Annotated in this window: 24 protein-coding genes and 1 pseudogene; 10 read left to right on the top strand and 15 right to left on the bottom strand. The window is 59.5% G+C overall.

Going from position 1 to position 26,346, the window contains the following annotated elements; all coding sequences use genetic code 11:
- Positions 1 to 176: 176 nt before the first annotated feature.
- Complete coding sequence (locus J2W17_RS16320; protein WP_307335942.1) at positions 177 to 560, bottom strand: PaaI family thioesterase; 384 nt, start codon at positions 558 to 560, stop codon at positions 177 to 179.
- On the bottom strand, positions 560 to 2,884 hold the full coding sequence (locus J2W17_RS16325) for a Tex family protein (RefSeq protein WP_307335945.1): 2,325 nt from the start codon (positions 2,882 to 2,884) through the stop codon (positions 560 to 562). Before J2W17_RS16325 ends, J2W17_RS16320 begins: the two co-directional genes overlap by 1 nt.
- A gap of 360 nt (positions 2,885 to 3,244) precedes the next feature.
- On the opposite strand from J2W17_RS16325, the gene ompR reads away from it, so the two are divergent.
- Both ompR and J2W17_RS16335 read left to right on the top strand, forming a co-directional pair.
- The gene (gene ompR, locus J2W17_RS16330; RefSeq protein WP_307335947.1) at positions 3,245 to 3,985 is read left to right on the top strand and encodes an osmolarity response regulator transcription factor OmpR; all 741 of its coding nucleotides are present in this window, start codon (positions 3,245 to 3,247) and stop codon (positions 3,983 to 3,985) included.
- A 101-nt stretch (positions 3,986 to 4,086) separates the two neighbouring features.
- The gene (locus J2W17_RS16335) at positions 4,087 to 5,400 is read left to right on the top strand and encodes an ATP-binding protein (protein WP_307335950.1); all 1,314 of its coding nucleotides are present in this window, start codon (positions 4,087 to 4,089) and stop codon (positions 5,398 to 5,400) included.
- A gap of 113 nt (positions 5,401 to 5,513) precedes the next feature.
- Here J2W17_RS16335 and rimK read toward each other — a convergent pair whose 3' ends face one another.
- The 3 genes from rimK to rimA are packed head-to-tail and all read right to left on the bottom strand — an operon-like array spanning position 5,514 to position 7,691.
- Positions 5,514 to 6,419, bottom strand: coding sequence for a 30S ribosomal protein S6--L-glutamate ligase (rimK, locus tag J2W17_RS16340; protein WP_128873839.1), 906 nt, complete (start codon positions 6,417 to 6,419; stop codon positions 5,514 to 5,516).
- On the bottom strand, positions 6,416 to 6,895 hold the full coding sequence (gene rimB, locus J2W17_RS16345) for a retropepsin-like aspartic endopeptidase RimB (RefSeq protein ID WP_064675392.1): 480 nt from the start codon (positions 6,893 to 6,895) through the stop codon (positions 6,416 to 6,418). Before rimB ends, rimK begins: the two co-directional genes overlap by 4 nt.
- 16 nt (positions 6,896 to 6,911) lie before the next feature.
- Entirely contained in the window at positions 6,912 to 7,691 is a 780-nt protein-coding gene (gene rimA, locus J2W17_RS16350; RefSeq protein WP_307335955.1) for a S6 modification regulatory phosphodiesterase RimA, read from the bottom strand.
- A gap of 116 nt (positions 7,692 to 7,807) precedes the next feature.
- Between rimA and J2W17_RS16355 the strand changes: the two genes are divergently transcribed.
- The 3 genes from J2W17_RS16355 (at position 7,808) to J2W17_RS16365 (ending at position 11,030) form a co-directional block, all read left to right on the top strand.
- Positions 7,808 to 8,215, top strand: coding sequence for an RNA-binding S4 domain-containing protein (locus J2W17_RS16355; protein WP_307335958.1), 408 nt, complete (start codon positions 7,808 to 7,810; stop codon positions 8,213 to 8,215).
- Between the two features lie 189 nt (positions 8,216 to 8,404).
- The gene (gene hslO, locus J2W17_RS16360; RefSeq protein ID WP_307335961.1) at positions 8,405 to 9,307 is read left to right on the top strand and encodes an Hsp33 family molecular chaperone HslO; all 903 of its coding nucleotides are present in this window, start codon (positions 8,405 to 8,407) and stop codon (positions 9,305 to 9,307) included.
- 181 nt (positions 9,308 to 9,488) lie between these two features.
- Entirely contained in the window at positions 9,489 to 11,030 is a 1,542-nt protein-coding gene (locus J2W17_RS16365) for a phosphoenolpyruvate carboxykinase (protein ID WP_307335963.1), read from the top strand.
- Between the two features lie 74 nt (positions 11,031 to 11,104).
- Here J2W17_RS16365 and J2W17_RS16370 read toward each other — a convergent pair whose 3' ends face one another.
- The 5 genes and pseudogenes from J2W17_RS16370 to J2W17_RS16390 all read right to left on the bottom strand — a co-directional run bounded on the left by J2W17_RS16370 (position 11,105) and on the right by J2W17_RS16390 (position 15,597).
- Complete coding sequence (locus J2W17_RS16370) at positions 11,105 to 12,376, bottom strand: type II toxin-antitoxin system HipA family toxin (protein WP_307335966.1); 1,272 nt, start codon at positions 12,374 to 12,376, stop codon at positions 11,105 to 11,107.
- Positions 12,377 to 12,378: 2 nt separating this feature from the next.
- The gene (locus J2W17_RS16375) at positions 12,379 to 12,867 is read right to left on the bottom strand and encodes a helix-turn-helix domain-containing protein (RefSeq protein ID WP_307335969.1); all 489 of its coding nucleotides are present in this window, start codon (positions 12,865 to 12,867) and stop codon (positions 12,379 to 12,381) included.
- Between the two features lie 363 nt (positions 12,868 to 13,230).
- Positions 13,231 to 13,530, bottom strand: a pseudogene (locus J2W17_RS16380) (hypothetical protein).
- A 386-nt stretch (positions 13,531 to 13,916) separates the two neighbouring features.
- Entirely contained in the window at positions 13,917 to 14,249 is a 333-nt protein-coding gene (locus J2W17_RS16385) for a hypothetical protein (protein WP_307335972.1), read from the bottom strand.
- 274 nt (positions 14,250 to 14,523) lie between these two features.
- Entirely contained in the window at positions 14,524 to 15,597 is a 1,074-nt protein-coding gene (locus J2W17_RS16390; RefSeq protein ID WP_307335975.1) for a S8 family peptidase, read from the bottom strand.
- Positions 15,598 to 15,863: 266 nt separating this feature from the next.
- Between J2W17_RS16390 and J2W17_RS16395 the strand changes: the two genes are divergently transcribed.
- Both J2W17_RS16395 and J2W17_RS16400 read left to right on the top strand, forming a co-directional pair.
- Positions 15,864 to 17,792, top strand: a complete 1,929-nt coding sequence (locus J2W17_RS16395) for a RecQ family ATP-dependent DNA helicase (RefSeq protein WP_307335979.1) — start codon at positions 15,864 to 15,866, stop codon at positions 17,790 to 17,792.
- A gap of 191 nt (positions 17,793 to 17,983) precedes the next feature.
- A complete protein-coding gene (locus J2W17_RS16400; protein WP_307335982.1) occupies positions 17,984 to 18,415 on the top strand; it encodes an acyl-CoA thioesterase in 432 nt (143 codons plus the stop codon).
- A gap of 69 nt (positions 18,416 to 18,484) precedes the next feature.
- On the opposite strand, the gene J2W17_RS16405 is transcribed toward J2W17_RS16400, so the two are convergent.
- From J2W17_RS16405 to J2W17_RS16420, 4 genes are all read right to left on the bottom strand, one after another.
- Entirely contained in the window at positions 18,485 to 18,973 is a 489-nt protein-coding gene (locus J2W17_RS16405; protein WP_307335985.1) for a glycine zipper domain-containing protein, read from the bottom strand.
- Between the two features lie 345 nt (positions 18,974 to 19,318).
- Positions 19,319 to 21,667 carry an FdhF/YdeP family oxidoreductase gene (locus J2W17_RS16410; RefSeq protein WP_307335988.1) on the bottom strand — a complete coding sequence of 783 codons (2,349 nt, stop codon included), beginning with the start codon at positions 21,665 to 21,667 and terminating at the stop codon, positions 19,319 to 19,321.
- Entirely contained in the window at positions 21,664 to 22,518 is an 855-nt protein-coding gene (fdhD, locus tag J2W17_RS16415; protein ID WP_307335991.1) for a formate dehydrogenase accessory sulfurtransferase FdhD, read from the bottom strand. Before fdhD ends, J2W17_RS16410 begins: the two co-directional genes overlap by 4 nt.
- Positions 22,519 to 22,610: 92 nt before the next feature.
- Complete coding sequence (locus J2W17_RS16420) at positions 22,611 to 23,498, bottom strand: LysR family transcriptional regulator (RefSeq protein WP_307335994.1); 888 nt, start codon at positions 23,496 to 23,498, stop codon at positions 22,611 to 22,613.
- 136 nt (positions 23,499 to 23,634) lie between these two features.
- Here J2W17_RS16420 and lysM point away from each other — a divergent pair, with 136 nt between their 5' ends.
- Complete coding sequence (lysM, locus tag J2W17_RS16425) at positions 23,635 to 24,075, top strand: peptidoglycan-binding protein LysM (protein WP_307335996.1); 441 nt, start codon at positions 23,635 to 23,637, stop codon at positions 24,073 to 24,075.
- 124 nt (positions 24,076 to 24,199) lie between these two features.
- Here lysM and yrfG read toward each other — a convergent pair whose 3' ends face one another.
- Complete coding sequence (gene yrfG / locus J2W17_RS16430; protein WP_307335999.1) at positions 24,200 to 24,862, bottom strand: GMP/IMP nucleotidase; 663 nt, start codon at positions 24,860 to 24,862, stop codon at positions 24,200 to 24,202.
- 90 nt (positions 24,863 to 24,952) lie between these two features.
- Here yrfG and nudE point away from each other — a divergent pair, with 90 nt between their 5' ends.
- On the top strand, positions 24,953 to 25,519 hold the full coding sequence (gene nudE / locus J2W17_RS16435; protein WP_307336000.1) for an ADP compounds hydrolase NudE: 567 nt from the start codon (positions 24,953 to 24,955) through the stop codon (positions 25,517 to 25,519).
- Positions 25,516 to 26,343, top strand: a complete 828-nt coding sequence (gene cysQ / locus J2W17_RS16440) for a 3'(2'),5'-bisphosphate nucleotidase CysQ (protein WP_307336003.1) — start codon at positions 25,516 to 25,518, stop codon at positions 26,341 to 26,343. The genes nudE and cysQ overlap by 4 nt, the downstream gene beginning before the upstream one ends.
- Positions 26,344 to 26,346 lie beyond the last annotated feature (3 nt).

Genomic DNA, 26,346 nt, shown 5'->3' on the forward strand with positions numbered 1-26,346 from the left:
TTTCGCCTGGTTTTGGATCGCACAAACCTTCCCCTGTAGGAGCGAGCTTGCTCGCGAAGAGCCTGAGGGCGGCGCGTTCATTCAGAAAGCACGCGTCATCGTTAACGTCCATCGCGAGCAAGCTCGCTCCTACAGGATGCATTGCGCTGAAATTAACTCAAATCGATGAGATCTAGCTACAGGACAGCGAACGTGCCCTGTGCTTTTGCGACAAGTTTTTCGCCTTGCATCACGTCAGCCTCGACCACCAGCGTGCGGCGGCCCGGGTGAATGACCCGCGCCGTGCACATCACCTCACCGTCGGAAACGGCGCGAATGTAGTTGATCTTGCACTCGATGGTCACGCTCTGCTGGTCAAAACCATGGCTGCTGGAACAGGCCAGCCCCATGGCAATGTCCGCCAGACTGAACAAGGCCCCGCCGTGCAGCTTGCCGCCGCGGTTACGCAACTGCGGCTCAAGCGCCAGGGCGACTTGCGCCACCCCGGTTTCCAGGCTGTGCAAGCGACAGCCCAACAGCTTGAAATACGCGCTTTCAGTCAGTCCGGCAGGAATGTCCATCAGCGTTTCTTCAACTGCTTGGCGTTGGCGAACAGCGAAGCCATGGCGTTGTTGGCCGGGGCTGCTGCCGTGGTTTCCTTGCGCGGTGCGCTGTTCTGGGACTGGCGCGGCGCCGACCCGGGACGCGCGCCACGGGCACCGTCGATTTTCTCGCCAGGGGTGTCGCTCATGCGCATCGACAGGCCCACGCGTTTACGCGGGATGTCGACTTCCATGACCTTCACTTTCACCACGTCGCCTGCTTTGACCGCTTCGCGGGGATCCTTGATGAACTTCTCCGAAAGCGCTGAAATATGCACCAAACCGTCCTGATGTACGCCGATGTCGACGAACGCGCCGAAGTTGGTCACGTTGGTCACCACGCCTTCGAGGATCATGCCTGGTTGCAGGTCCTTGAGGTCTTCGACGCCGTCCTGGAACTCGGCGGTCTTGAACTCGGGACGCGGGTCGCGGCCGGGTTTTTCCAGCTCTTGCAGGATGTCGGTAACCGTCGGCAGACCGAAGGTTTCGTCAGTGTACTTCTTCGGGTCAAGACGCTTGAGGAACGTGGCGTCGCCGATCAGCGAGCGGATGTCGCGGTCGGTCTCGGCGGCGATGCGTTGAACCAGCGGATAGGCTTCGGGGTGAACCGCAGAGGAATCCAGCGGGTTGTCACCGTTCATTACCCGCAGGAAGCCGGCGGCCTGTTCGAAGGTTTTTTCACCCAGGCGCGCGACTTTCTTCAACGCCGCACGGGTCTTGAAGGCGCCATGCTCGTCGCGATGGCTGACGATGTTCTGCGCCAGGGTCGCGTTGAGGCCGGAGATACGGGCCAGCAGCGCCACGGACGCGGTGTTGACGTCGACGCCCACGGCGTTCACGCAGTCTTCGACTACAGCGTCCAGGCCGCGCGCCAGCTTCAGCTGTGAAACGTCGTGCTGGTACTGGCCGACACCGATGGATTTCGGATCGATTTTCACCAACTCGGCCAGCGGATCCTGCAGACGGCGGGCGATCGACACTGCGCCACGGATCGACACGTCGAGGTCCGGGAACTCCTTGGAAGCCAGTTCCGATGCCGAGTAAACCGAAGCGCCGGCCTCGGAGACCATGACTTTGGTCATCTTCATCGCTGGGTATTTTTTGATCAGCTCAGCCGCCAGCTTGTCGGTTTCGCGGCTGGCGGTGCCGTTGCCGATGGCGATCAGGTCCACCGAATGCTTGGCGCACAGGGCGGCAAGGATCGCGAGGGTCTGGTCCCATTTGTTGTGCGGCACATGCGGGTACACCGTGGCGTGATCCAGCAGCTTGCCGGTGGCATCGACCACGGCGACCTTGCAGCCGGTGCGCAGGCCCGGGTCGAGGCCCAGGGTGGCGCGTGGGCCCGCAGGGGCCGATAGCAGCAAGTCATGCAGGTTGTGGGCGAACACGTTGATGGCTTCGGTTTCCGCGCCATCGCGAAGCTCGCCCAGCAGGTCGGTTTCCAGGTGGGTGTAGAGCTTGACCTTCCAGGTCCAGCGCACCACTTCACCCAACCATTTGTCGGCGGCGCGATTCTGGTTCTGGATGCCGAATTGCTGGCCGATCATGCCTTCGCACGGGTGCATGGTGCCCGGCAGCTCGTCGCCGACTTTCAGTGCCGAGCTGAGGATGCCTTCGTTGCGGCCACGGAAAATCGCCAAGGCACGGTGCGAAGGCATGCTTTTGAGCGGTTCGTCGTGTTCGAAGTAGTCGCGAAACTTGGCGCCAGCCTCTTCCTTGCCGGCGATGACGCGGGCACTGAGGGTGGCTTCCTGCTTGAGGTAGCTGCGCAGCTTGTCCAGCAGGCCGGCGTCTTCGGCGAAGCGTTCCATCAGGATGTACTTGGCGCCTTCGAGGGCTGCCTTCACATCCGCGACGCCTTTTTCGGCGTCGATGAAACGGGCTGCTTCGGTTTCCGGGCTCAGGGTCGGGTCGTTGAACAGGCCGTCGGCCAGCTCGCCGAGGCCTGCTTCCAGGGCGATCTGGCCCTTGGTGCGGCGCTTCTGCTTGTACGGCAGGTACAAATCTTCGAGGCGGGTCTTGGTGTCGGCGAGCTTGATGTCGCGTTCAAGCTGCGGGGTCAGCTTGCCTTGCTCCTGGATGCTGGCGAGGATGCTGATGCGCCGTTCGTCGAGTTCTCGCAGGTAACGCAGACGCTCTTCCAGATGACGCAGCTGGATGTCATCGAGGCTGCCGGTCACTTCTTTCCGGTAACGGGCGATGAAGGGCACCGTGGAGCCTTCATCGAGTAGCGCGACGGCCGCTTCGACCTGTTGTGGGCGGACACCGAGTTCCTCGGCGATGCGGCTGTTGATGCTGTCCATAAAACCACCTGACAAATTGTGAAAGCAGGCTCGCAGGCGCAAAGATAAAGGCTTGGCGAGTCTGGTTGAGCGGCCTGGCCTGCGCCGCTACCTGGATCAACAGGCTTCCCGTTGACCCGTGAAATCGAACATTTACTGCCGGCGCCATGAAAATAAAAAGCGGCCGCTGCAGGCATGATCAGACGTTGCCTGACACAAAAGGCCGCGCATTATAACCAGCGTTCGGTCATTCGGGGGCATCCGAGGCTGCAGGCACAATGCCTGGATTCCTGGCGGTGAAGGAAAAATCTGCTAACAATGCACACGGTGCGTATAACGACAGCTACGCCATAATGCGCGCCGAGATCAAAGGAGCATCCAATGAGCAGCACTGCAAACATTGCTGAAGGCGAAAAAATTCTTATCGTTGACGACGATCCTGGGCTGAGCAGCCTGCTGGAACGTTTTTTCGTCAGCAAGGGCTACCGCGCCCGCGCCGTCCCGAACACCGAACAAATGGACCGCCTGCTGGCGCGTGAAGTGTTCAACCTGGTTGTCCTCGACCTGATGCTGCCTGGCGAAGACGGTTTGACCGCCTGCCGCCGGCTGCGCGGCGCGAACAATCTGATTCCGATCATCATGCTCACCGCCAAGGGCGATGAGTTGAGCCGCATCAAGGGCCTGGAACTGGGTGCCGACGATTACCTGGCCAAGCCGTTCAACCCGGACGAGCTGATGGCGCGGGTTAAAGCGGTCCTGCGGCGTCAGGCAGCACCGGTGCCGGGCGCACCGGGCAGCGAAGACGAAAGCGTGACCTTCGGTGACTACGAGCTGTCCCTGGCGACCCGCGAACTCAAGCGCGGCGACGAAGTGCACATGCTCACCACCGGTGAGTTCGCGGTGCTCAAGGCGCTGGTGATGAACGCTCGTCAACCGCTGACCCGCGATAAACTGATGAACCTGGCCCGTGGTCGCGAGTGGGATGCGCTGGAACGTTCCATCGATGTGCAGATTTCCCGTCTGCGCCGGATGATCGAACCTGATCCGTCCAAGCCACGTTACATCCAGACAGTATGGGGCGTAGGTTACGTGTTCGTGCCGGATGGCGCTGCCACCAAGTGATCGGCAATTTGTAGGAGCGGGTCTTGCGGATGAGTTGTCCGCAGACTCGTGAACCGCAATGTGCGAGCATCGCTCGCTCCTGCAAGCGTTAACGGTTATTCATGAAAACCCCGGTCTGGTTTCCCCAAAGCTTCTTCTCCCGCACCCTGTGGCTGGTGCTGATCGTCGTCCTGTTTTCCAAGGCGCTGACCCTGGTTTATCTGCTGATGAACGAAGACGTGCTGGTGGACCGCCAATACAGCCACGGCGTCGCACTGACGCTTCGCGCCTACTGGTCGGCTGATGAAGAGAACCGCGAGAAGATTGCCGACGCGGTGCCACTGATTCGAGTAGTGGGTGCCGGCGTGCCGGAAGGCGAACAGCACTGGCCCTACAGCGAGATCTACCAACGGCAGATGCAGACCGAATTGGGCCCCGACACCGAAGTCAGACTGCGCATGCATTCGCCACCGGCGCTATGGGTCCGGGCACCAAGCCTGGGTGACGGCTGGCTGAAAGTGCCACTGTATCCGCACCCTCTGCGCGGTCAGAAAATCTGGAACGTACTCGGCTGGTTCCTGGCCATCGGCTTGCTGTCGACCGCTTCGGCGTGGATCTTCGTGAGTCAGCTCAACCAACCGTTGAAACGTCTGGTATTTGCCGCGAGGCAACTTGGCCAGGGTCGCAGCGTGCGCCTGCCGATCAGCGACACGCCCAGTGAAATGACCGAAGTGTACCGAGCCTTCAACCAGATGGCCGAAGACGTCGAACAGGCGGGCCGCGAGCGCGAGCTCATGCTGGCCGGGGTGTCCCACGACTTGCGCACGCCGTTGACCCGTTTGCGGCTGTCCCTGGAGTTGATGGGCGACCACAGCGACCTGACGGACGACATGATCCGCGACATTGAAGACATGGACGCGATTCTCGATCAGTTCCTGGCCTTCATCCGCGACGGCCGTGACGAGTCGGTGGAAGAGGTGGACTTGACTGACCTGGTGCGCGAAGTTGCCGCGCCGTACAACCAGAATGAAGAAAAAGTCCAGCTGCGCCTGGAGCCCATTCAACCCTTTCCGTTGCGACGGGTGTCGATGAAGCGGCTGCTGAACAACCTGATCGGCAACGCGCTGCATCACGCTGGCAGCGGGGTCGAAGTGGCGGCTTATGTGTCCGGGGATATCAGTGCACCCTATGTGGTGCTGAGTGTCATGGACCGTGGCGCGGGGATTGATCCGTCGGAGCTGGAAGCGATCTTCAACCCGTTCACTCGCGGCGATCGTGCCCGGGGCGGTAAGGGGACCGGGTTGGGGTTGGCCATCGTGAAGCGGATCGCCTCGATGCATGGCGGCAATGTCGAGTTGCGCAACCGGTCCGGTGGCGGGCTGGAAGCGCGGGTGCGATTGCCGTTGGGGTTGATGTTGCCGCGGGATGCGGTCTGACGACAGCTACAAGCCTCAAGCCTCAAGCCTCAAGCTCAAGCGAAAAGCAGGTCCAGCGTTAGACCGCCGTCGCTTTTCCCTTGCAGCTTGAAGCTTGCCACTTAAAGCTGCCTTTATCCTTTGCCTTTGGTCCGAGTCATGTTCGGCCCGCCATTCTTCTCCAGATGCTCGATGATGATCCCCGCGACATTCTTGCTGGTGGTGGTTTCAATACCCTCCAGCCCCGGCGACGAGTTCACTTCCATCACCAGCGGGCCATGATTGGAGCGCAGGATATCCACACCGGCCACCGCCAAGCCCATCACCTTTGCCGCACGCAATGCCGTCATGCGCTCTTCCGGCGTGATCTTGATCAGGCTGGCGCTGCCGCCCCGGTGCAGATTGGAGCGAAACTCCCCGGGCTTGGCCTGGCGTTTCATCGCCGCAATGACCTTGTCGCCGACCACGAAGCAGCGAATGTCCGCACCTCCGGCTTCCTTGATGTATTCCTGAACCATGATGTTCTGCTTGAGGCCCATGAATGCCTCGATCACCGACTCCGCTGCGGTCGCGGTTTCACACAGCACCACACCGATACCCTGGGTGCCTTCCAGCACCTTGATCACCAGCGGCGCGCCATTGACCATCGCGATCAAATCGGGAATGTCGTCCGGGGAGTGGGCAAAACCGGTGACCGGCAAGCCGATCCCGCGCCGAGACAGCAATTGCAGCGAACGCAGTTTGTCCCGCGAGCGGGCGATGGCCACCGATTCGTTGAGCGGAAATACGCCCATCATTTCGAACTGGCGCAACACCGCGCAGCCATAAAACGTCACCGACGCACCTATCCGCGGAATCACGGCGTCGAAACCTTCCAGTGGCTTGCCGCGGTAATGAATCTGCGGTTTGTGGCTGGCAATGTTCATGTAGGCGCGCAGGGTGTCGATCACCACCATTTCATGGCCACGTTCGGTCCCGGCTTCAACCAGACGACGAGTGGAATACAGACGCGGGTTCCGCGACAGCACAGCGATCTTCATGCAACACCTGTGGAAGAGGTAGATACCGGGAACACCGGCTTGTCTTGTACGTATTTAATGCCCGGATTGACCACCAGCTGGCCGTCGATCAGGGCTTTGGAACCGAGTAACAGGCGATACCGCATGGATTTGCGGCAGGCGAGGGTGAACTCGACCCGCCAGACCCGATCCCCGAGGGCCAGGGTCGTGCTGACCACGTAACGCATCTGCGCGTGGCCATTGGAGCTCTTGATGGTTTTGCGCGTCACCAGCGGCGCTTCGCAGCGCCGGTGACGCAGTTGCACCACCGTGCCCAGGTGCGCAGTAAAGCGCACCCACTGTTCGCCCTCGCGCTCGAATGGCTCGATGTCGGTGGCATGCAGGCTGGAGGTGCTGGCGCCGGTGTCGATTTTTGCCCGCAGGCCCGCGACTCCCAAATCCGGGAGCGCCACCCACTCGCGCAGACCGACAACGGTCAAATGGTCAAATGTCTTCAATAGGAAAAACCGGCGGTTAACGCGTCCAGGCGCCAGGTGGGACCTGGGCCAACGCTTTGAATGCGGGCCTGGCGAACCAGTAGCCCTGCATCAGAAATATTCCACAGTCCGCCAGGAAATCCCGTTCTCCAGCGCTTTCAATGCCTTCGGCAATGACTGTAACGTCCAACTCCGCACAGATTGTGACGATCCCTCTCACGATAGCCTGACGAACACGATCGCGGTCGACATCGCGTATCAGTGCCATGTCGAGTTTGATCAGGTCCGGTTGGAAATCAGCCAGCAGATTGAGCCCCGAGTAGCCGGCACCGAAATCGTCGATGGCGGTCATGAAGCCGAATTCGCGGTATTCACGCAGAATATTGGTCAAATGGCGATAGTTATCTACGTGCTCGCTTTCGAGGGTTTCGAAAATCAGCCGCTCGATGGGAAAGTTGTGCTTTTTAGCCGCCTCCAGGGTACTGCGAATACACAGCTCCGGACGGTACACGGCGTTAGGCATGAAGTTGATCGACAAGTGTGTCTGCATATTTAAATTCGCCGCGCCTTCAATGGCCCGGGTCCGGCAGAGCTGGTCGAAGCGGTAGCGATTGTCGTTGGTGATCCGGTCGAGCACCGACAACGCACCCTCTCCGGCAACGCCCCGTACCAAGGCTTCATGGGCGAAAATCGACCGGTCGCGCAGATCGACGATCGGCTGATAGGCGAAGGCAAAGTCGAAACCCAGTGGCTCGCTTTGTTGGCAGCCCAGGCAAACAGCCTTGGGCGAGGTCAATGACGACGGAAATAGGGTCACTCGATCACTCCATGCCGGTGAGCCGGCCTTGATCACATTCTATCTGGCGAGCCTGCTTCTTGCGCCCGACAGAAACGGTAGTACAGTTCCGACTATGGGCTCAAAGAGGAATTCAAGTGACACAAAAACAGGAAGAGGACGACAAGGTCCGTCTCGATAAGTGGTTGTGGGCTGCGCGTTTTTATAAAACACGTGCCTTGGCCAAGGCGGCGATTGAAAGTGGCAAGGTGCATTGCCGGGGCGAGCGCTGCAAACCGGGCAAGGAACCCAGGATTGGTGACGAGTTTCAGATTCGCCAAGGCTTCGAGGAGCGCACGGTGGTCGTTCGGGCGTTATCCGTGGTGCGCCGTGGTGCGCCCGAGGCTCAGGCGCTCTATGCTGAAACCGAAGCCAGCGTCGCCAAGCGCGAAGCGGCGGCGGCCATGCGCAAGGCCGGTTCGCTGGGCATGAGTACCGATGGCAAGCCCAGCAAGAAACAGCGACGGGATTTGTTCAAGTTTCGCGGCAGTAGCAACGACGAGTAGTCCTGTTGATTCTGTGTCGTTCGGGCGAAATCTTGCGAAACTCGAGCAGCGCAGGTTTCACCTTGCTTGGAACAAACTGCGGATTGTTCATAAAATGCCTTCCTTGGCTGAATGTTGCGCACACGGGTGCAACAGTCGCAATGTTCACCGCTTGTAACCCTATCGCCATTACTTCAGATACCCAGACCTATGACCGACCTGACGGATACCGACTACACCCAACGCTTCATCTTCGATGACAGCGACACCCGCGGCGAGCTGGTTACGTTGGAGCGAAGCTATGCCGAAGTCCTTGCCAAACACGCCTATCCGGAGCCGGTTGCACAACTGCTCGGCGAACTGATGGCGGCAGCATCGTTGCTGGTCGGCACCTTGAAGTTCGACGGCTTGCTGATTCTCCAGGCCCGTTCCGATGGCCCGGTGCCGCTGCTGATGATCGAATGTTCCAGCGAACGTGAGATCCGCGGCCTGGCCCGTTACGAGGCCGACAGGATCGCCCCTGATGCGACCCTCGCCGACCTGATGCCCAACGGTGTATTGGCGCTCACCGTCGATCCGACCCAGGGCCAGCGTTACCAGGGCATTGTCGACCTCGACGGTGAAACCCTGTCGGACTGTTTTACCAACTACTTTGTCATGTCGCAGCAGGTGAATACCCGTTTCTGGCTGTACGCCGATGGCCGTCGTGCCCGCGGCCTGTTACTGCAGCAATTGCCCGCCGACCGTCTGAAAGATGAAGAAGAACGCGCTGCCAGCTGGCAGCACATCACCGCGCTGGCTGGCACCCTGACTGCCGACGAATTGCTTGGTCTAGACAACGAAACCGTACTTCATCGCCTCTACCACGAAGAGCAAGTCCGTCTGTTCGATGTGCAAAAACTGCGCTTTCGTTGCAGCTGCTCGCGCGAACGTTCTGCCAATGCATTGGTCAGCTTGGGACTTGAAGATGCGCAGTCCCTGGTCATCGAACACGGTGGCAACATCGAGATAGATTGCCAGTTCTGCAACGAGCGCTACCTGTTCGACGCCGCCGATATCGTTCAATTGTTCGCTGGTGCGGGCGTCGATACGCCGTCAGATACCCGTCACTAAAACGGTTCAGCGCAGGTAAATTCACTGGTTAGTGCCGGATTAACGCCGTTACGACGGGAGGGCCCTACTATTTTTGGGCTTTTCTGGCATAATCCGGCCCACTTTTTTCGCGGTAGTAGTGCACGACTTTCTACTACAAAACGTTTGGAGCACACTCGGCCATTGGCCGACGGGGAACCTCATGACGCAAGCCAATAACGCCGTGTACACCGATCTGAGTGTTGATGATCTGGTTAAAGAAGCCCTCAATCGCGGTGAAGGCGAGCTTGCCGATACCGGCGCGCTGGTTGTTCGCACCGGTCACCGTACCGGCCGCTCGCCAGTCGATCGTTTCATCGTTGAAGAACCGACCACCCAGGACGCCATCGCCTGGGGCCCGATCAACCGCAAGTTCCCGGCCGACAAGTTCGATGCCCTGTGGGCTCGCGTCGAGGCGTTCAACAACGCGCAAGAGCACTTCGTTTCCCATGTGCATGTAGGTGCGTCGGAAGACCACTACCTCGCCGTGAAGATGACCACCCAGACTGCCTGGCAGAACCTGTTCGGTCGTTGCCTGTTCATCAATCCGCAAAAGTACAACCCTGCTGGCCGTGATGAGTGGCAAGTGCTCAACGTTGCCAACTTCGAGTGCGTGCCAGAGCGTGACGGCACCAACTCCGACGGTTGCGTGATCCTCAACTTCGCACAGAAGAAAGTGCTGATCGCCGGCATGCGTTACGCCGGTGAAATGAAGAAAGCCATGTTCTCGGTGCAGAACTTCCTGCTGCCGGCCGCCGACGTGTTGCCGATGCACTGCGCCGCCAACATTGGCGAAGCGGGCGACGTGACCCTGTTCTTCGGCCTGTCCGGTACCGGCAAGACCACCCTGTCCGCCGATGAAAGCCGTTACCTGATCGGTGACGACGAGCACGGCTGGGGCGAAGGCGTTGTCTTCAACATCGAAGGCGGCTGCTACGCCAAGTGCATCGACCTGTCCGAGAAGAACGAGCCGGTCATCTGGAAAGCCATCAAGCACGGCGCGGTCCTGGAAAACGTCGTTATCGATGACGCCAAGCACGCCGATTACGCTGATGTCAGCCTGACCCAGAACAGCCGCGCCGCCTACCCGCTGGAGCACGTTGCCAAGCGTTCAGAGAAAAACCTCGGTGGCGAGCCAAACGCTGTGATCTTCCTGACCTGCGACCTGACCGGCGTGCTGCCGCCAGTGTCGATCCTCAGCGAAGAACAAGCGGCCTACCACTTCCTGTCCGGCTACACCGCATTGGTGGGCTCGACTGAAATGGGTTCCGGCAGCGGCATCAAGTCGACCTTCTCCACCTGCTTCGGCGCACCGTTCTTCCCGCGTCCGGCCGGCGAATACGCCGAGCTGCTGATCAAGCGCATCCGCGGCTTCGGCTCCAAGGTCTACCTGGTCAACACCGGCTGGACCGGCGGCGGCTACGGCGTCGGCAAGCGCTTCAACATCCCGACCACTCGCGGCGTGATCGCGGCGATCCAGAGCGGCGCGTTGATCGGTGCTGAAACCGAACACCTCGACACCATCAACCTCGACGTGCCACTGGCCGTACCGGGCGTTGAGACTGGCTTGTTGAACCCACGTAACACCTGGGCCGACAAGGCTGCTTACGATGAGTCCGCTAAAGCATTGGCTGGGTTGTTTGTTGAGAACTTCAAGAAGTTCGATGTGAGCGACGCGATCAAGGCTGCTGGGCCTAAGCTGTAAGGCTTGGATTTAGCGAATGAAAAGCCGCCCTTCGGGGCGGCTTTTTTGTAGGCGAAAGGCGAGCAGTACGTGAGTCACTTGGCAGACAGGTGAAACGCGGGAGCCATATTGTCTTGTTCTCGCTTTGACAGCCCCACTGCGCTGGCCACTTTTGCCCACTGACCCACGACCTCTTGGAAACTCTCAATAATTTCTTCCGCATCAACACGGCTAACTCGAAAGTATCCTGCCACTTCGCGAGCAAGTTCGAGATCCAAAGCATTGTCGGCATCTGTAATGTTGAGCTTTAACCCCTCGGCTTGTGCTACCGGGTTCATGTCGTAGGCGTCAGACAGGCGCCACCCCCGGCCGGGGTCAAGGAGAAAGCCATGGTTGCGCATGTGGTCGTCGGTATTGGAGACCAGGATGTTGAACACGATGCGCGACCATAACTCGCGCAGGTCTTTGTCGGGTTCTGAGCCATGCTCCATGAGTACTTCTGCCAGCTCCAGATAGCTGGCGCCCACCGATGCATCGTCACCGTCCACGCGGTCAGTCATCGTCATGGCTGAGGCGAAATGTAGCCGCCTACCCGTTTCGGTACGGTCGAAGCGTTTGACCATGAAGCAGTGATGGTCGCTCGCATAGCATTGTGCAATACCCTTCGCCACTCGCAGACCGCATTGATTCGCCAGAACACTCACCACGAATTCCCATCCGCCGACGTCATAGTCGTCCCGGGTGCTCGGAAACTTGGCGATCCACAGATGACCATTCTTGTCAGCAACACTGGCTTTGGGCCTGGCGCCGCCCAATGAACCACCGGGTGCGATCAACATTCTCAGCCACTCGCGCCCATCGAGTGACGTATTGTCTGGATCGTTTTCCAACGCTCGACTTGCCTGCTCCAACGCGCGTAACTCGACAAAAGGAGGCGCCGCCAATCCATCTCGGTCATCCAGAAAATTGCCTTCGTCATTGAGCTTGTAGCGAATAGCACCGACTCGATAAAGGTCATGGACGCCTAACAGGAAATCCGCCTCATAGAGCTTGGTACCCTTCGGAGCCAAGCCGTCGCGGATGTCCCGTTCCAGTCGGCGTTTCATCAGCAATTGCCCCCAGCGATCCGGGCTTGAGTCGGCAAAAACGCCGAAGCGGGTCTGGTGCTGCCCTGGGAACTGTCGCCCTTCGAAGAGTTTGATGCGGGGATCCAGCGTCGTGAAATTCAACTCGGGATCGGCCAAAGCAGCAGTGTCGTACTCAAACTCGAACACGTTAGTGGAGCGAGTCTTTCCGGCATGAAGAAACCCAAGACGCCTTGGTCTTTGCAGGGTTTCCCAATCGGCATACACCGCGATCAGTGTCATTTTTAATCCGTCCCGGGTTTAGTTTTTTTCTTGGTAAACAAACTGGAAAAAGAGTGGGTGTTCAATGGGAAATCAACCTCAAGATCCGAATCGGAGATGGGGCTTTCCGGTGTTTGCGTCGCCCGCTCTTGAATGGGTGACGATGCTTTCGGTGGAGCCACGTTGCGCACTCGTCGGCGTTTACTGGTTGCGGCGCTCGCTCGTTGAGTTAATTGCGCGTCTTGCAGTTGGCGTCCCAACTCATCCGTTGCGGCGAGCTTGCTCAAGTCTTTCTCCAGGCCCAGAACCTGCATCACGGACATATAGGCCCCCATCGTCACGCCTGAGCCGCCTGACTCCAATGAGCGTAGCGTCGTCAGCGACATGCCTGCTCTCTCAGCCACTTGCTTGGCTGTCAGCTTGCGACGTAGCCGAGCGAGTTTGAGTCGTTCGCCAAACTCGGCGAGCAACCTGGATGCAGCCGGCAACAGGGGCGCTGTTTTTTTAGCCATGTGCCATTATTCCTTCGTTTTTAGGCCTTAACTGCCAGAATAATAGCACTTATATGGTGATTTGCTGGGTTAGGTCCAACGAGTAGCAAGGCCTTTTCTGCCAAACGCCACTCAAGATATAAGTGGGAGGCGATTATGGAAACTGCCATTATTCCAACTTAAATTGCAAAAAAAAGCCAGAATATTGCCACTTAAGTGGTTGGATAGATCTCTTCCAGAGTTTTTGTATCCCACCGTTGCGACTTTGATCGTTCTAGGTCTGAGTGGGAATGCAGCCCGAGACCTACTGCGTCCCAAGAGCCGAACGCGGAGCGTCCGTAGAGACATTCCCACGCAGCGCGTGGGAACGATCGCCAGGTCGCGTCAGGCCGGGGCTTTCCAGTTCAGCATGCGTTGCTGGGCGACTTTTAGCAGGTCGCAGCCGTCCTGGGTCAGGAGGTAGAGCGCGTGGGTGATGTGGGGGATGTCTTCGAGATCACCTTGCTAGAAGCCTTGGCAATGCAGGGTTCGGAGCAGCTCGCTGGAGGCTCGGATGCGCTGGAGGGCGGCTTCGAGTATGTCTTGGGGGTTGGCTTCTGTGTCGATAATCAGGGGCGGGGAATCGGTGAGGTTGGTTAGGAGTGGGCGGTAGCGATCGTGGGTGAATGGATTCCATTTATTCATGAAGTGCAATCTCGAGTGCGTCAAAAGGAGTCGCCGTCATCGTGACCAAACGATGGGAGGCGACTGTGTTCAGGTTGGTCAACCGGTGAGATCGCACGCTTACCCGGTACGCCCGAAGGCGTCCCAAACACAGCCGCCATAAAGCGTGCTGACGCAAAAAAGCGCCGGCAGCATACAACGGGTGCGTGCGTAGATCTAATTCAGGTGACCAAACCTGCGTCGCTGATTTGGCAGCGACAGTTCGGACTATAGATATGAGTCACCGGTTGGCGATAGTCGACAAGGCGTCTGTGGTTGTAGGACCGGGATGAAGCTTGGATAGGGCATTGCCTACAGACTTATCCCTTCCGGGTTTGAGCGGTTTGGTTTTTATCTGGTAAACCGCGTTATCGTTCTTCGCGAGCAGGCTCGCTCCCACAGGGACATCGACTGGCGGTGGTTTTTGGTAATCGCTGGCGGGCGACTTCGAGCAGTTCGTGACCGTCCTGTGTCAGCAGGTAGAGGGCGCTGACGATGTTTGGGATGTCACTCGCGTCGGCCTGTTTGAAGCACAGGCAGTACAGAGTCTCGAGCAGGTCGCTGGCGGCGCGGATGCGTTGGTGGGCGGCGTCGAGGATTTCGTGAGGGTCGGCTTCGGTGTCGATGACCAGCACGGGGGTGTCGCTGTAGCTTGTCCTGAGCGGGCGGTAGCGGTCTGTGAGCGGATCGGGGTTGTTCATCGAGGTCAGTCCTGTGGGTAAGTCGGGCAGTCTCGCCGGCAGGCCGACATTACTGTTTCAGCCTCGCTGGAAACTATAGAAGGGGGACGCGCTACGGGACAAGACGGCCGCGATGGACAGGTTTTGTAGGGGGTTTACCGGCCCTTTGGGATTCGGACTACAGGTTTGCGCGGCTTTTTACAGCAGATTCCCTGAAAGTAAAAAATCCCACGGGTTTGTCAGGCGGAGCGCGACACTCCTCGGTACGGCGCTCGCCAGACTGTGTACGACTTTTCTAAAGTATCTGGTCGTGATTGCTGGCCGGGGGCTGGCGTGAGGCCGCTTCCAGGTCCATCAATCCTCTACCGTACGCTTCACTGTTGGCATAGATGCCCGTCCGGTTCGCCGTTGCCAGCAGGCGTTCGCGTACTTGCTGCGCGGTAAGCTCGGGATAGCGGCTGTGCAATGCCGCCAGGGCACCACTGATCAGTGCAGCAGCTGGCGAGGTGCCTGCGGTCTGTACATATTGCCCGTCCTTGCTGGTGGTCAGCAGGCCTTGCCCTGCGCCGGAATCGCCACCCGGTACGGCGATGCACCAGGCTGCTGCCACACCGCAATAGTTGGACTTGGCGTTGATGCCGCTGCCGTCGCTTTTTAATGCCACCACGGCGATCCAGCCCTTTTCCAGTTCGGGCAGGGCGAGAGGCAAGCCGGGTTCGGCCAGGGGTTCGCGTTTCAATTCGTTACCGGTAGGGAACACAAATACCGCGCCGTCCCGGACCAGTTTTCGCGCGGTCACCAATGACTCCGGCATGACCTGGTTGTAGCGTGCCTCGTTGATCTCGGGCGCCGGGATGGCATTGGCCCACGAATTGTTGAGAATGCGCGCGCCCTTGTCAAAACCGGCCTGCCAGGATTGTGCAATCTCACTGTCAAAGAAAAATGGCTCGTTGTCGTCGCCGAAACGAAAGGGGATCAGTTGTGCGTTGAACGCGACGCCGTGCATGCCATGGTCATCCTTGTTGGCCGCGAGAATGCCGGCCATCTGGGTGCCGTGACCGATCCGGTCGAGGGTGCCGGCCTTGTTCTCGACATAATCGAAGCCCGGATCACGGATTCTTCCCTGAAACGCTGGCAGGCTGCTGTTCAGGCCTGAGTCGACCAGGGCTACGGCCACCCCTTGACCGGTGCCGCCGCGGGCATAAAGGGTTGACGCGTGAATGACTGCCAGGCCCTTCTGGGCTCGATACTCCGGTGTTTCGAACCGGGTCGGATCGGTGGCAGGTTGCACAGGGTTTGTGAGGCAGCCACTTAACAGCAATGGCAGCGCCAGCGCAGGGGCGAGCGAAAAGCCGGATGGTTGAAGCATGGTCGTTCCTTGATGGATATCCGCGCGCCTCGGTTGTCCTGCCGTGATGAAATTTCGCGCAGAGCGGTTATTCGAAGGTCAACCTTACCGGCGCAATGGAGTGCACGGGATAGGGGCAAAGTGCTCCGATTGTTTCGACCTGTGGCGAGGGTTGACCCGGTGGACGCTGTATCATCCCGTATCGTTTTTGCCCCAAACCTTTTCTCGACTCGCTGCGATCGCCGGCTAGGCTTTTGGCATCGCAGCAGTCAACGGAGTGACAGCTTATGCACAACACCCTGGAGCAGGTTTTCGGTTATCCACAGTTTCGGCCCGGTCAGGAAGCGGCGGTCAGCGCGGTGCTGGCCGGGCGCTCGGCGGCGGCGATTTTTCCGACGGGCTCCGGCAAGTCGCTTTGCTACCAGTTGCCGGCCTTGTTGCTGCCGCACCTGACGTTGGTGGTCTCGCCGTTGCTGGCGCTGATGCAGGATCAATTGGCCTTCCTGCAACGCCACGGCATTGCGGCGGGCAGTATCGATTCGGCCCAGAGTCGCGAAGACGCCAATGATGTGATGGCCCGGGCGAAGTCCGGCGAGCTGAAGATTTTGATGATCTCCGTGGAGCGCCTGAAAAACGAACGTTTCCGCAATTTCCTGCAGCAGGTACCGATCTCGCTGCTGGTGGTGGACGAGGCCCACTGTATTTCCGAATGGGGTCATAACTTCCGTCCAGACTATCTCAAGCTTCCCGACTACCAGCGCCAGTTCAACATCCCTCAGGCGCTGCTGCTGACCGCCACGGCGACACCCAAGGTGATCGCCGATATGGAAGCGAAATTCGCCATCGCCCCGGATGATGTGGTGACCACCGGCTTCTATCGGTCCAACCTCAATCTGTTGGTGGAACCGGTGCGCGGGCAGGACAAGCGCCAGCGCCTTGTCGAGTGGATGAGCCAGCGGCCCGGTCAGCCGAGCATTGTCTACGTCACCCTGCAGAAAACGGCCGAGCACATCGCCGAACACCTGGGCCGCAATGGCATTCAGGCCGAGGCGTACCACGCCGGTCTGCCCCATGAGCAACGGGAAGCGATACAGAAGCGGTTCATGGGCGGACAGTCCAATTGCATCGTCGCCACCATTGCCTTCGGCATGGGCATCGACAAGAGCGACATCCGCAACGTGGTGCATTTCGACCTGCCCAAATCCATCGAAAACTACAGCCAGGAAATCGGCCGCGCCGGGCGTGATGGCAAGCCGTCCGACTGCCTGGTCTTGGCCAACCGCGACAGCCTCAACGTACTGGAAAATTTCGTTTACGGCGATACACCGGAACTGGACGGCATCCGCTGCGTGCTGGATGAGTTGCAAGCCGCCGCGCCCGAGGGACAGTGGGAGTTTCTACTGGGACCGCTGGCGGATCAGAGCAACATTCGTCAGTTGCCGCTCAAGACCTTGCTGGTGCAGCTGGAGCTGCGCGGGATCATCGCGCCGCGATATGCCTATTACGCGGAATACCGTTTCAAGTATCTGCAGGAGCCCGAGTTTCTGCTGGCTCGTTTCGAAGGTGAGCGCAGGGATTTCGTCGCGGCGATCGTCCAGACCTCCACCCGTGCGCGGAGCTGGGCCACGGTGAACTTCGAGGCGCTATACCAACAGTATCAAGCCGAGCGCAATCGAGTGGTCAAGGCGCTGGATTATTTCCAGGAGAAGGGTTGGGTAGAGCTTGAAAGCAAGCAGATGACCGATGTCTACAGCCTGCTGCAAACGGATTTCGACAGCGAGGCCCTGAGCGCCGAGCTGCACGCTTGTTTCACTCAGCATGAACGCACGGAAATCGCGCGGATTCACGCCATGCTCGAGCTGTTCGCCACCGATCATTGCCTGGGTTATCGCCTGGCGGCGTACTTCGGTGACGAGAATGCGCCGCGGCAATGCGGGCATTGTTCGGTGTGTCACGGGCAGGTGGCTCGACTGCCGGCACCCCCTGAGCTACCGGCGCTTGTGGATAAAAACTTCGAAGCGTTGTGCACCAATTTTATCCACAGGCATGAGCAGTACACCGGCAGCGTGCCATCGGCCGAGCGTGTGACGCGGTTTTTGTGCGGGATCAGCGTACCGCTGTTTACCAAGCTCAAGGCGCGGTCGATTTCGGGTTTTGCGGTGCTGGAGGATTATCCCTATGCCGAAGTGCGGGAATGGGCCGAGATGCACCTCTGACCTGTACGAGCTGCCGCAGGCTGCGATCTTCTGATCTTGATTTTTGGCCATTCCGGCACTGCCAAAAATCAAAAGATCGCAGCCTGCGGCAGCTCCTGCAGGTGAGGGTTGTCTTTGGTCGACTTGCTCGCGAAGAACGATAACGCGGTGTTCGCCTTAAACTCGCCATCCAACTCCAGGAACCGACACTGATGTCCACCCCGATGCCCCAACGCACCGACTATTTCCACTTCCAACCTATCACCACCCGCTGGCATGACAACGATGCCTATGGCCACATCAACAACGTCACCTACTACAGCTTTTTCGACACGGCGGTGAATACCTATCTGATCGAAGTCGGCGGCCTGGATATCCATGACGGCGAAGTCGTGGGTTTTGTCGTGAGTTCGGCTTGCGATTACTTTGCCTCCATCGCCTTCCCTGACCGGATCGAGATCGGTTTGCGCGTGGGCAAGTTGGGCAACAGTTCGGTTCAGTACGAGCTGGCGGTATTCAGGGCTGGCGAAGATGAAGCCTGTGCGGCGGGGCGCTTCGTGCACGTGTTTGTGGATCGTGATTCGAATCAGCCGGTGGCGATTCCTTATCGGTTGCGCGAGGCGCTGGAACGGCTGGTGGCTTGACGGGCAAAAAAAATCGCAGCCGTTGGGCTGCGATTTTTTGATCTACCAGGCAGTGAAGCCGTTCAGGCCTCAGCGATGACGGTATTTGTTGTGGTGTTTGCGATGCCCATAGGCATGGCCACGACCCGGGTGGCCGTCCCGGTAGTAGCGACGGTCATCGCCGCCACGATGGGAGCGACGATTATCATCGTCGTCATCGCTCTTGTTGCCCATGTAGTTACCCAGCGCGCCACCGGCGCCGCCACCTGCTGCGGAGCCGATCAGGCTGCCGGTGGTGCCGCCCATGCTGCGGCCGACCACGTTACCGCCTGCTGCGCCCAACGCACCGCCGATGGCGGCTTCGCCACGGCTGCGTTTGTCTGCGCCAACTGCGCTACCACCCGCGCCGCCCAGGGCCGCGCCAATGGTGGAACCTGTACTGCCGCCCAACGACTGACCGACGACCGAGCCCAAAACCCCGCCCAATGCGCCGCCCACACCTGCTTCGGTGGTGCCGCCGGCAGAAGCGAAGCCACTGACCAGGCCAAGGGACAACAAGAGAATCGAGGAGAACTTCATAGAGAAACCTCAAGGGGATGACGACGCGATCCTGAGGCTGTCTCATGGTTGTGACAATCGAAATCCGACGAGTAACACGACTTCAACACATTTCTATAAGTTACTGTTTTTTAGGCGGAACTTAATGATTTTTAGCGGGTCTTTAGTTACTTCGGAATGGCCGTTTTTGTGATAGAACGGCCTTTTTTGTGGGTGTTTGAAAAGTAATTGACCCGCAAGATTCATTGAATGTTCTATCGCCTTCGCGAGCAAGCCCGCTCCTACATTCGATCGCGTTCCTTCTGGAAGAACTCGGTCAACTGTGGGAGCGGGCTTGCTCGCGAATAGGCCGGCTCAGGCGCCGCATCAAGCCGATTTGGTCATGATAAGCCCAGTCTCGCTCGCCGCTTCCAACCGGATCGCTACAAACTTCGACGTCGGCGTCTGGCTGCCATCTCCAATGCTTTCCAGCGGCACCAGCGGATTGACCTCTGGATAGTACGCCGCCGCTTGCCCGGCAGGAATATCAAACGCCAGCAGCGTAAAGCCTTTCACCCGGCGCTCGCGACCATCATCCCAAATCGAAACAATGTCCGCCTTCTGCCCTGGTTTGAACCCCAGGCGAATGATGTCGGCCTCATTCACAAACAACACGTCGCGCTGTCCTTTGACCCCGCGATAACGATCATTGAGGCCATAAATGGTGGTGTTGTACTGATCGTGGGAGCGCATCGACTGCATGATCAGGTCCGGCAACACCCCGGTGGCACGGGTGCGCTCGTGCACCAGATCCTTGGGCAGGCTATTGGCGCGGAAATTCGCCCGACCGGATGGCGTTTTCCAGCGACGGGCCGCGGCGCTGTTGTCCAGGTAAAAGCCGCCTGGAATGCGAATCTTATCGTTGAACTCGCGAAAGCCTGGAATGGTGTCGGCGATCAGGTCGCGGATACGGTTGTAATCGGCCACCAGCCAGTCCCAGTCCACCGGCTGGCTACCCAGTGTTGCAGCAGCGATACCCGCGATAATCGCCGGCTCCGAGCGCATCTGGTCGGACAGCGGCTGCAATTGGCCGTTTGAGGAATGGACCATGCTGAACGAGTCTTCCACGGTCACCGCTTGCGCGCCTTCGGTCTGGATGTCGATGTCGGTGCGGCCCAGGCACGGCAGGATCAGCGCGTCCTTGCCATGGGCCAGATGGCTGCGATTGAGCTTGGTGCTGATCTGTACGGTCAGGTCACAGTTGGTCAGGGCCTGGAAGGTGCGGTTGCTGTCCGGTGTGGCTTGGGCAAAGTTGCCGCCCAGGCCGATGAACACTTTCGCCCGGCCATCGGCCATGGCATGAATCGCCTCGACCACGTTGTGGCCGTTTTTCCGCGGCACCTTGAACTGGAAGCGTCGCTCCAGCGAATCGAGGAATTCCGCCGGTGGACATTCGTTGATGCCCATGGTCCGGTCGCCCTGCACGTTACTGTGGCCACGTACCGGGCACAGGCCGGCGCCCGGACGGCCGATGTTGCCGCGCAGCAGCATCAGGTTGGCGATTTCCTGAATGGTCGCCACCGAGTGGCGATGCTGGGTGATGCCCATGGCCCAGCACATGATCACGTTATTGCTCTTGGCGTACATGCGGGCGGCTTGCTCGATCTCCAGCAGCGTCAGGCCGGACTGCTCGACGATATGCTCCCAGGAGGTGTCGTCGATGACGCTGAGGTAATCCAGCACGTTGACGCTGTGTTCATCGAGGAATTCATGATCAAACACTGCGGGTTTGCCAGCCTTCTGTGCGTCGCGCTCCCATTGCAGCAGGTATTTGGCCATGCCGCGCAGGATCGCCATGTCGCCGCCCAGCGCCGGGCGGAAGTAGGCGGTGTTGGTGGGCTTGTCGCCGTTGGTGAGCATTTCGATCGGGTGCTGGGGGTGCTGGAATCGCTCCAGTCCCCGCTCTTTCAATGGGTTGATGCAGACCACCTGCGCGCCGCGTTTCACTGCTTCGCGCAAAGGCTCGAGCATCCGCGGATGGTTGGTGCCGGGGTTCTGGCCCCATACGAATATCGCATCGGAGTGTTCGAAGTCATTGAAGGTTACGGTGCCTTTGCCGACGCCGACACTTTGCGCCAATGCCACGCCGCTGGCCTCGTGGCACATGTTCGAGCAGTCGGGGAAATTGTTGGTGCCGTAGGCGCGCACGAACAGCTGGTACAAGTACGCCGCTTCGTTGCTGGCTCGACCCGAGGTGTAGAACTCGGCCTGATCCGGACTGGACAGCCCTTGCAAGTGTTTACCTATCAGCGAAAACGCCGCTTCCCAAGTGATCGGCTTGTAGCGATCGGTCTCGGCGTCGTAGCGCATCGGCTCGGTCAGACGGCCCTGGTATTCCAGCCAATAGTCGCTTTGTCCCAGCAACGAACTGACGCTGTGCCTGGCGAAGAACGCTCCATCGACACGCCGTTTGGTCGCTTCCCAGTTCACCGCTTTGGCGCCGTTCTCGCAGAACATCACCAAGCCCTTTTCCGGAGAATCGCCCCATGCACAACCGGGGCAGTCGAAGCCGCCGTTCTGGTTGGTCTTGAGCATGATGCGCAGGTTTTTCAGCGCGTTGTCGCTGGTCAACCAGGCCTGGGCCACGCTGATCAGGGCACCCCAGCCACCTGCCGGGCCCTTGTAGGGCTTGTAGCGGGGGACGGGTTTCTGGTCGGCTTGACGATGTTGACTCACGCTTGATTCTCCAATGCCGGGCTGTAGACCCGCGGTGCATTTTTCTGGGGCAGATGGATGAGGTTGAGGTTGTGGCGGCGGGCCCATTGCACGGCAAGGCCGGTGGGCGACGACAGGCTGACCAGCGTCTGGATGCCTGCTCGCAGTACTTTCTGGATCAATTCAAGGCTGCAACGGCTGGTGACAATCGCCAGGCCGCCTTCAGTCGGAATCTTCTGGCGGATCAGCCCGCCAATCAGTTTGTCGAGGGCGTTGTGCCGGCCGATGTCTTCACGGCCCAGCAGCAATTCGCCCTTGGCGTCCATGAACACCGCCGCGTGCACCGCGCCGCTGTACTGGCCGAGGGGCTGGAACGCGCCGATGCGCTGGCGCAGGCCATCGAGCCATTGCGCAGGCGGCAGTGGGGCGCCGGGCAAGACTTTGAGGTCGGGCAATGCCTGTTCGACCGCCTCAACCCCACAGAGTCCGCAACCGCTGGTGCCCGTCATTTGCCGACGCTGTTGCTTGAGGTTCCAGAAGGCTCGGTTGGCGATTGTCACTTGCGCGTACTGCGCCGAACCCGAGCCGCTGAGTTGCAAGTCGTAGATGTCGCAGACGTCTTCGATGATGCCGCTGCCGAGGCTGAAGCCGACAATGAAATCCTCGAGATCCGTCGGCGTCACCAGCATGACTGCCTGGCTGATGCCGTTATAGGCAATCGCCAGCGCGACTTCCTCGGCCAGCGCGGTGCTGTCCGATTCGGCATTTTGCGGTTCGGTGTGAGGAAGGTTGCTGTAGCTGTAGGTCTGGCTGGCAGCGGGCGCAGGCGTTTCGAGTGCAGGCGCCGCGCCAACAGGGCGCTTGGCGTTCATGGTGTCACCGACGGGTTGGTCAGCTTTAAGCCTAGGCGCGTCAACTTGTCGCGTCTAATCGCTATTACTGATCTGCTGATAGATGCCATCGATCAAGAAGCTATCGACGATTGCTGGTAAATCGCGAAACACGCCTCTGCCAATGCCGAACGCGGTGCACTGCGACGCATGATCAGACCCAATTTGCCGAGGGTTTGCGCGTTTTCGATGGGCTGCAGGCGCAAATGATCGGTGATGTTTTCCAGGCCGCCCTCCAATGGCATCACGGCGCAGCACAGGCCCCCGTGCACGGCTTGTATCAATTGATGCACCGCGTCGGTCTGTAACAACGGCTGCGGGGTCAGGCCGCGGTTGTGGAAGTTTTGGTCGATGGACTGGCGAAAGTGCATGCCGCTGGTCAGCATGCCCAGCGGCAACTCGATTAGCGATTCCCAACTCAACGCTGCTTCGCCGAACGTGTAGAAGCGTTGATCGTAGAGCAGACCCATCCGGGTTTCACTGAATGCCAGTGAATCGAAGCGCTCGCCGTCCAGGCGTTCCAGGTACGAGACGCCGATGTCCAGACGATTGTTTGCCAGTTGCTCGAGGATTTGTTCGGAACTCAGGGACGAGAGTTCGAAGCGCAGGTTGGGGTGCTCGGCGTGCAGTCGTTGCATCAATGGCAGCGGATCGAAACTCGACAGTGGCACTACGCCCAGCCGCAGGGTACCGACCAGGTTGCCGCGACAGGCAGCAGCTTCAGCCTGCAAGCCGTCGCAGGCGGCCAGTACGGTGCGCGCCCATGCCAACACCCGCTCGCCCGGTGCGGTAAAGCCTTCGAAACGCTGGCCACGGTTGACCAAGGGTAACTCGAGCTCTTCTTCGAGGCTGCGCAGGCGCATGGACAGGGTCGGCTGAGTAATATGGCAGCGCGCGGCGGCCTGGCCGAAATGTCGGGTTTCGTCGAGGGCGATGAGGAATTTCAGCTGCTTGATGTCCATCTTCGCTCCAGGGTGCGGTGAGGCTCCGGATTCTAGCGCCTGGGGGGAAGCGGCGTCATTGGTCGGGTGGCAATCGCGGTCCGCCGGCTTGGTCTAATCTTTTGCCTCTGGACCCCACTCCCAAGGAGAAAACACCATGAGTATTTTTAGTTTTGTGAAAGAAGCAGGCGAAAAGCTTATCGATCTGCTGACGCCGGGCAATGCCAATGCCAGCGAGCAGTTGAAGGAGCACATCAGTAAGGTCGGCCTGGGTAACCCGAATGTGCAGGCGACAGTGGATGGCGACAAGGTCACCGTGAAGGGTGAAGTCGGCAGTCAGGAAGAGAAGGAAAAGATTCTGTTGGCGGTGGGCAACATCGCCGGCGTGGGGAGCGTCGATGACCAGATTACGGTGACCGGGCCGGTGGTGAAGGCTGCAACCTTTGTCACGGTTGTGAAGGGCGACACCCTTAGTGCGATTTCCTTGCGCGTGTATGGCGATGCCAACAAGTATCAAAAAATCTTCGAGGCCAATAAGCCGATGCTCAAGGATGTGAACAAGATTTATCCGGGGCAGTCGTTGCGGATTCCGGAATAACCTTTAGACCGAGTCGCCTGCATCGCGGGCAAGCCCGCTCCCACACGTTTTGTGTCGTTCACAGGCTTCGTGAACAACCCAGATCCTGTGGGAGCGAGCCTGCTCGCGAAGCAGGCGACCCGGTCTAAAGCCCTGCAATGAGCTCCCGATAATCCCCGACAGCCGCAAACTCCGCCGTATCCTTGGGCCCCTTGCGACTGTCCGGCTCACTCACCGCCAACAAATGCGCCACGCCAAAATCCCGCGCACTGCGCAGAATCGGCAAGGTGTCGTCAATAAACAGGCTGCGCGCCGGATCGAAACCGATGTCCGCCTGCAAGGCATCCCAGAACTGCGGGTTTTCCTTGGCGAAACCGTAATCGTGAGAGCTGATCAACCGCTCGAAGTACGGCGCCAGTTCGATTCTTTCCAGCTTCAGTGACAGCGAATCGCGATGGGCGTTGGTGATCAGCACTACGCGCTTGCCAGCCTGTTTGATCGCCGCCAGGAACGTGTCCGCGTCCGGACGCAGGGCGATCAAGTGAGCGGTTTCCAGTTTCAGCTCGCGCACCGACAGCTTCAGTTCGGCGCTCCAGAAGTCCAGGCAGTACCACTGCAACTGGCCAGCATGACGCTCGAACAGTGGCTGCAGTTCCATCTCGGCCATGGCCCGGCTGACCCCGTGCAACTCGGCGTAACGCTGGGGCAGGTGCTCCATCCAGAAATGGTTGTCGAAGTGCAGGTCCAGCAGCGTGCCGTCCATGTCAAGCAGAACGGTGTCGATGTCGTGCCAGGGCAGCAGGGACATAAAAAACTTCTCCAGCGGTAAAAAAGATATCCGGAGTAAACAATCAGGATAGGCCGGGTATAGTAACCCGCTATCACCCAGGAGCCGCTCATGCGCCAGAAACCCACCATCCTCGCCCGCGAGATTGTCGCCACCAGCCGTTTATTTTGCGTCGAAGCGTTGCAGTTGCGCTTTTCCAACGGTGTGGAGCGCACGTATGAGCGACTGGTCGGCAAGGGCGCCGGGTATGGCGCGGTGATGATCGTTGCGATGCTGGATGCGGACCATGCGGTACTGGTCGAAGAGTATTGCGGTGGCACCGATGAATACGAGTTGTCCCTGCCCAAGGGCTTGATCGAGCCAGGCGAGGACGTGCTGGCGGCGGCCGAGCGTGAGCTCAAGGAAGAGGCCGGGTATGGCGCGCGGCAACTGGAGCATTTGACCGAGTTGTCGTTGTCGCCCGGTTACATGAGTCAGAAGATTCAGGTGGTACTGGCCACCGATCTGTATGAAGAACGTCTTGAAGGCGACGAGCCTGAGCCCATGGGCGTGGACAAGATCAACCTGCGTGAATTGTCGGCGTTGGCGCAGAACCCGCGGTTCACCGAAGGGCGTGCCTTGGCGTCGCTGTATCTGGTCCGGGATCTGCTGACTCAGCGCGGGGTGTTTCTGCCATGAACTTCCCTCATCCGTTGATGGCACCGGTGGTCGAGCTGGCATTGAAGGCGGGAGAGTCGATCCTGCCGTTCTGGCGCATCGGCACTGCGGTGACCGCCAAGGCTGACGACTCGCCGGTCACTGCCGCAGACCTGGCCGCCCACCATCTGATTCTGGATGGGTTGACCGCGCTGGACCCGACAATTCCGGTGTTGTCCGAGGAGGACGCCAACATCCCGCAGAGCGTCCGCGCCGGCTGGCAGCGCTGGTGGCTGGTGGATCCGCTGGACGGGACCAAGGAATTCATCGCCGGCAGTGAAGAATTTACCGTCAACATCGCATTGATCGAGCAGGGGCGAGTGGTATTTGGCGTGGTGTCGATGCCGACCAACGGCCGCTTTTATGTCGGTGGCGCGGGGCTGGGCGCCTGGCGTGGCGACAAGGGTGGCGAACCGTCGCCGATTCAAGTGCGTGACGTTCCAGCGATGGGTGAAGCGTTCACGGTCGTAGCCAGTCGTCGGCATTCCAGTCCAGAGCAGGAGCGTTTGCTGGCCGGTTTGAGCGACAGCCTCGGTGAACTGCAATTGGCCAATATCGGCAGTTCGCTGAAGTTTTGTCTGCTGGCGGAAGGGGCGGCCGACTGTTACCCGCGCCTGGCGCCTACTTCGCAGTGGGACACGGCCGCAGCGCAGGGTGTGTTGGAAGGGGCCGGGGGCGAGGTATTGGATCTGCGCGGGCAGCCGTTTTGCTATCCGGCGCGGGAGTCGTTGTTGAATGAGTATTTCCTGGCGCTGCCGGCGAAGGCTGCGTGGCGGGAAAAACTGCTGCAGCTGGCACGCTCCTGACGG

Source organism: Pseudomonas lini, from assembly GCF_030812475.1.
Lineage (GTDB): Bacteria > Pseudomonadota > Gammaproteobacteria > Pseudomonadales > Pseudomonadaceae > Aquipseudomonas > Aquipseudomonas lini_A.

What these genes read in the sequence shown, in the direction of transcription:
- J2W17_RS16320 (WP_307335942.1), bottom strand. Translation starts at nt 560, where the DNA reads ATGGACATTCCTGCCGGACTGACTGAAAGCGCGTATTTCAAGCTGTTG.
- J2W17_RS16325 (WP_307335945.1), bottom strand. Translation starts at nt 2,884, where the DNA reads ATGGACAGCATCAACAGCCGCATCGCCGAGGAACTCGGTGTCCGCCCA.
- ompR (WP_307335947.1), top strand. Translation starts at nt 3,245, where the DNA reads ATGAGCAGCACTGCAAACATTGCTGAAGGCGAAAAAATTCTTATCGTT.
- J2W17_RS16335 (WP_307335950.1), top strand. Translation starts at nt 4,087, where the DNA reads ATGAAAACCCCGGTCTGGTTTCCCCAAAGCTTCTTCTCCCGCACCCTG.
- rimK (WP_128873839.1), bottom strand. Translation starts at nt 6,419, where the DNA reads ATGAAGATCGCTGTGCTGTCGCGGAACCCGCGTCTGTATTCCACTCGT.
- hslO (WP_307335961.1), top strand. Translation starts at nt 8,405, where the DNA reads ATGACCGACCTGACGGATACCGACTACACCCAACGCTTCATCTTCGAT.
- J2W17_RS16365 (WP_307335963.1), top strand. Translation starts at nt 9,489, where the DNA reads ATGACGCAAGCCAATAACGCCGTGTACACCGATCTGAGTGTTGATGAT.
- J2W17_RS16370 (WP_307335966.1), bottom strand. Translation starts at nt 12,376, where the DNA reads ATGACACTGATCGCGGTGTATGCCGATTGGGAAACCCTGCAAAGACCA.
- J2W17_RS16375 (WP_307335969.1), bottom strand. Translation starts at nt 12,867, where the DNA reads ATGGCTAAAAAAACAGCGCCCCTGTTGCCGGCTGCATCCAGGTTGCTC.
- J2W17_RS16385 (WP_307335972.1), bottom strand. Translation starts at nt 14,249, where the DNA reads ATGAACAACCCCGATCCGCTCACAGACCGCTACCGCCCGCTCAGGACA.
- J2W17_RS16390 (WP_307335975.1), bottom strand. Translation starts at nt 15,597, where the DNA reads ATGCTTCAACCATCCGGCTTTTCGCTCGCCCCTGCGCTGGCGCTGCCA.
- J2W17_RS16395 (WP_307335979.1), top strand. Translation starts at nt 15,864, where the DNA reads ATGCACAACACCCTGGAGCAGGTTTTCGGTTATCCACAGTTTCGGCCC.
- J2W17_RS16400 (WP_307335982.1), top strand. Translation starts at nt 17,984, where the DNA reads ATGTCCACCCCGATGCCCCAACGCACCGACTATTTCCACTTCCAACCT.
- J2W17_RS16405 (WP_307335985.1), bottom strand. Translation starts at nt 18,973, where the DNA reads ATGAAGTTCTCCTCGATTCTCTTGTTGTCCCTTGGCCTGGTCAGTGGC.
- fdhD (WP_307335991.1), bottom strand. Translation starts at nt 22,518, where the DNA reads ATGAACGCCAAGCGCCCTGTTGGCGCGGCGCCTGCACTCGAAACGCCT.
- J2W17_RS16420 (WP_307335994.1), bottom strand. Translation starts at nt 23,498, where the DNA reads ATGGACATCAAGCAGCTGAAATTCCTCATCGCCCTCGACGAAACCCGA.
- lysM (WP_307335996.1), top strand. Translation starts at nt 23,635, where the DNA reads ATGAGTATTTTTAGTTTTGTGAAAGAAGCAGGCGAAAAGCTTATCGAT.
- yrfG (WP_307335999.1), bottom strand. Translation starts at nt 24,862, where the DNA reads ATGTCCCTGCTGCCCTGGCACGACATCGACACCGTTCTGCTTGACATG.
- nudE (WP_307336000.1), top strand. Translation starts at nt 24,953, where the DNA reads ATGCGCCAGAAACCCACCATCCTCGCCCGCGAGATTGTCGCCACCAGC.
- cysQ (WP_307336003.1), top strand. Translation starts at nt 25,516, where the DNA reads ATGAACTTCCCTCATCCGTTGATGGCACCGGTGGTCGAGCTGGCATTG.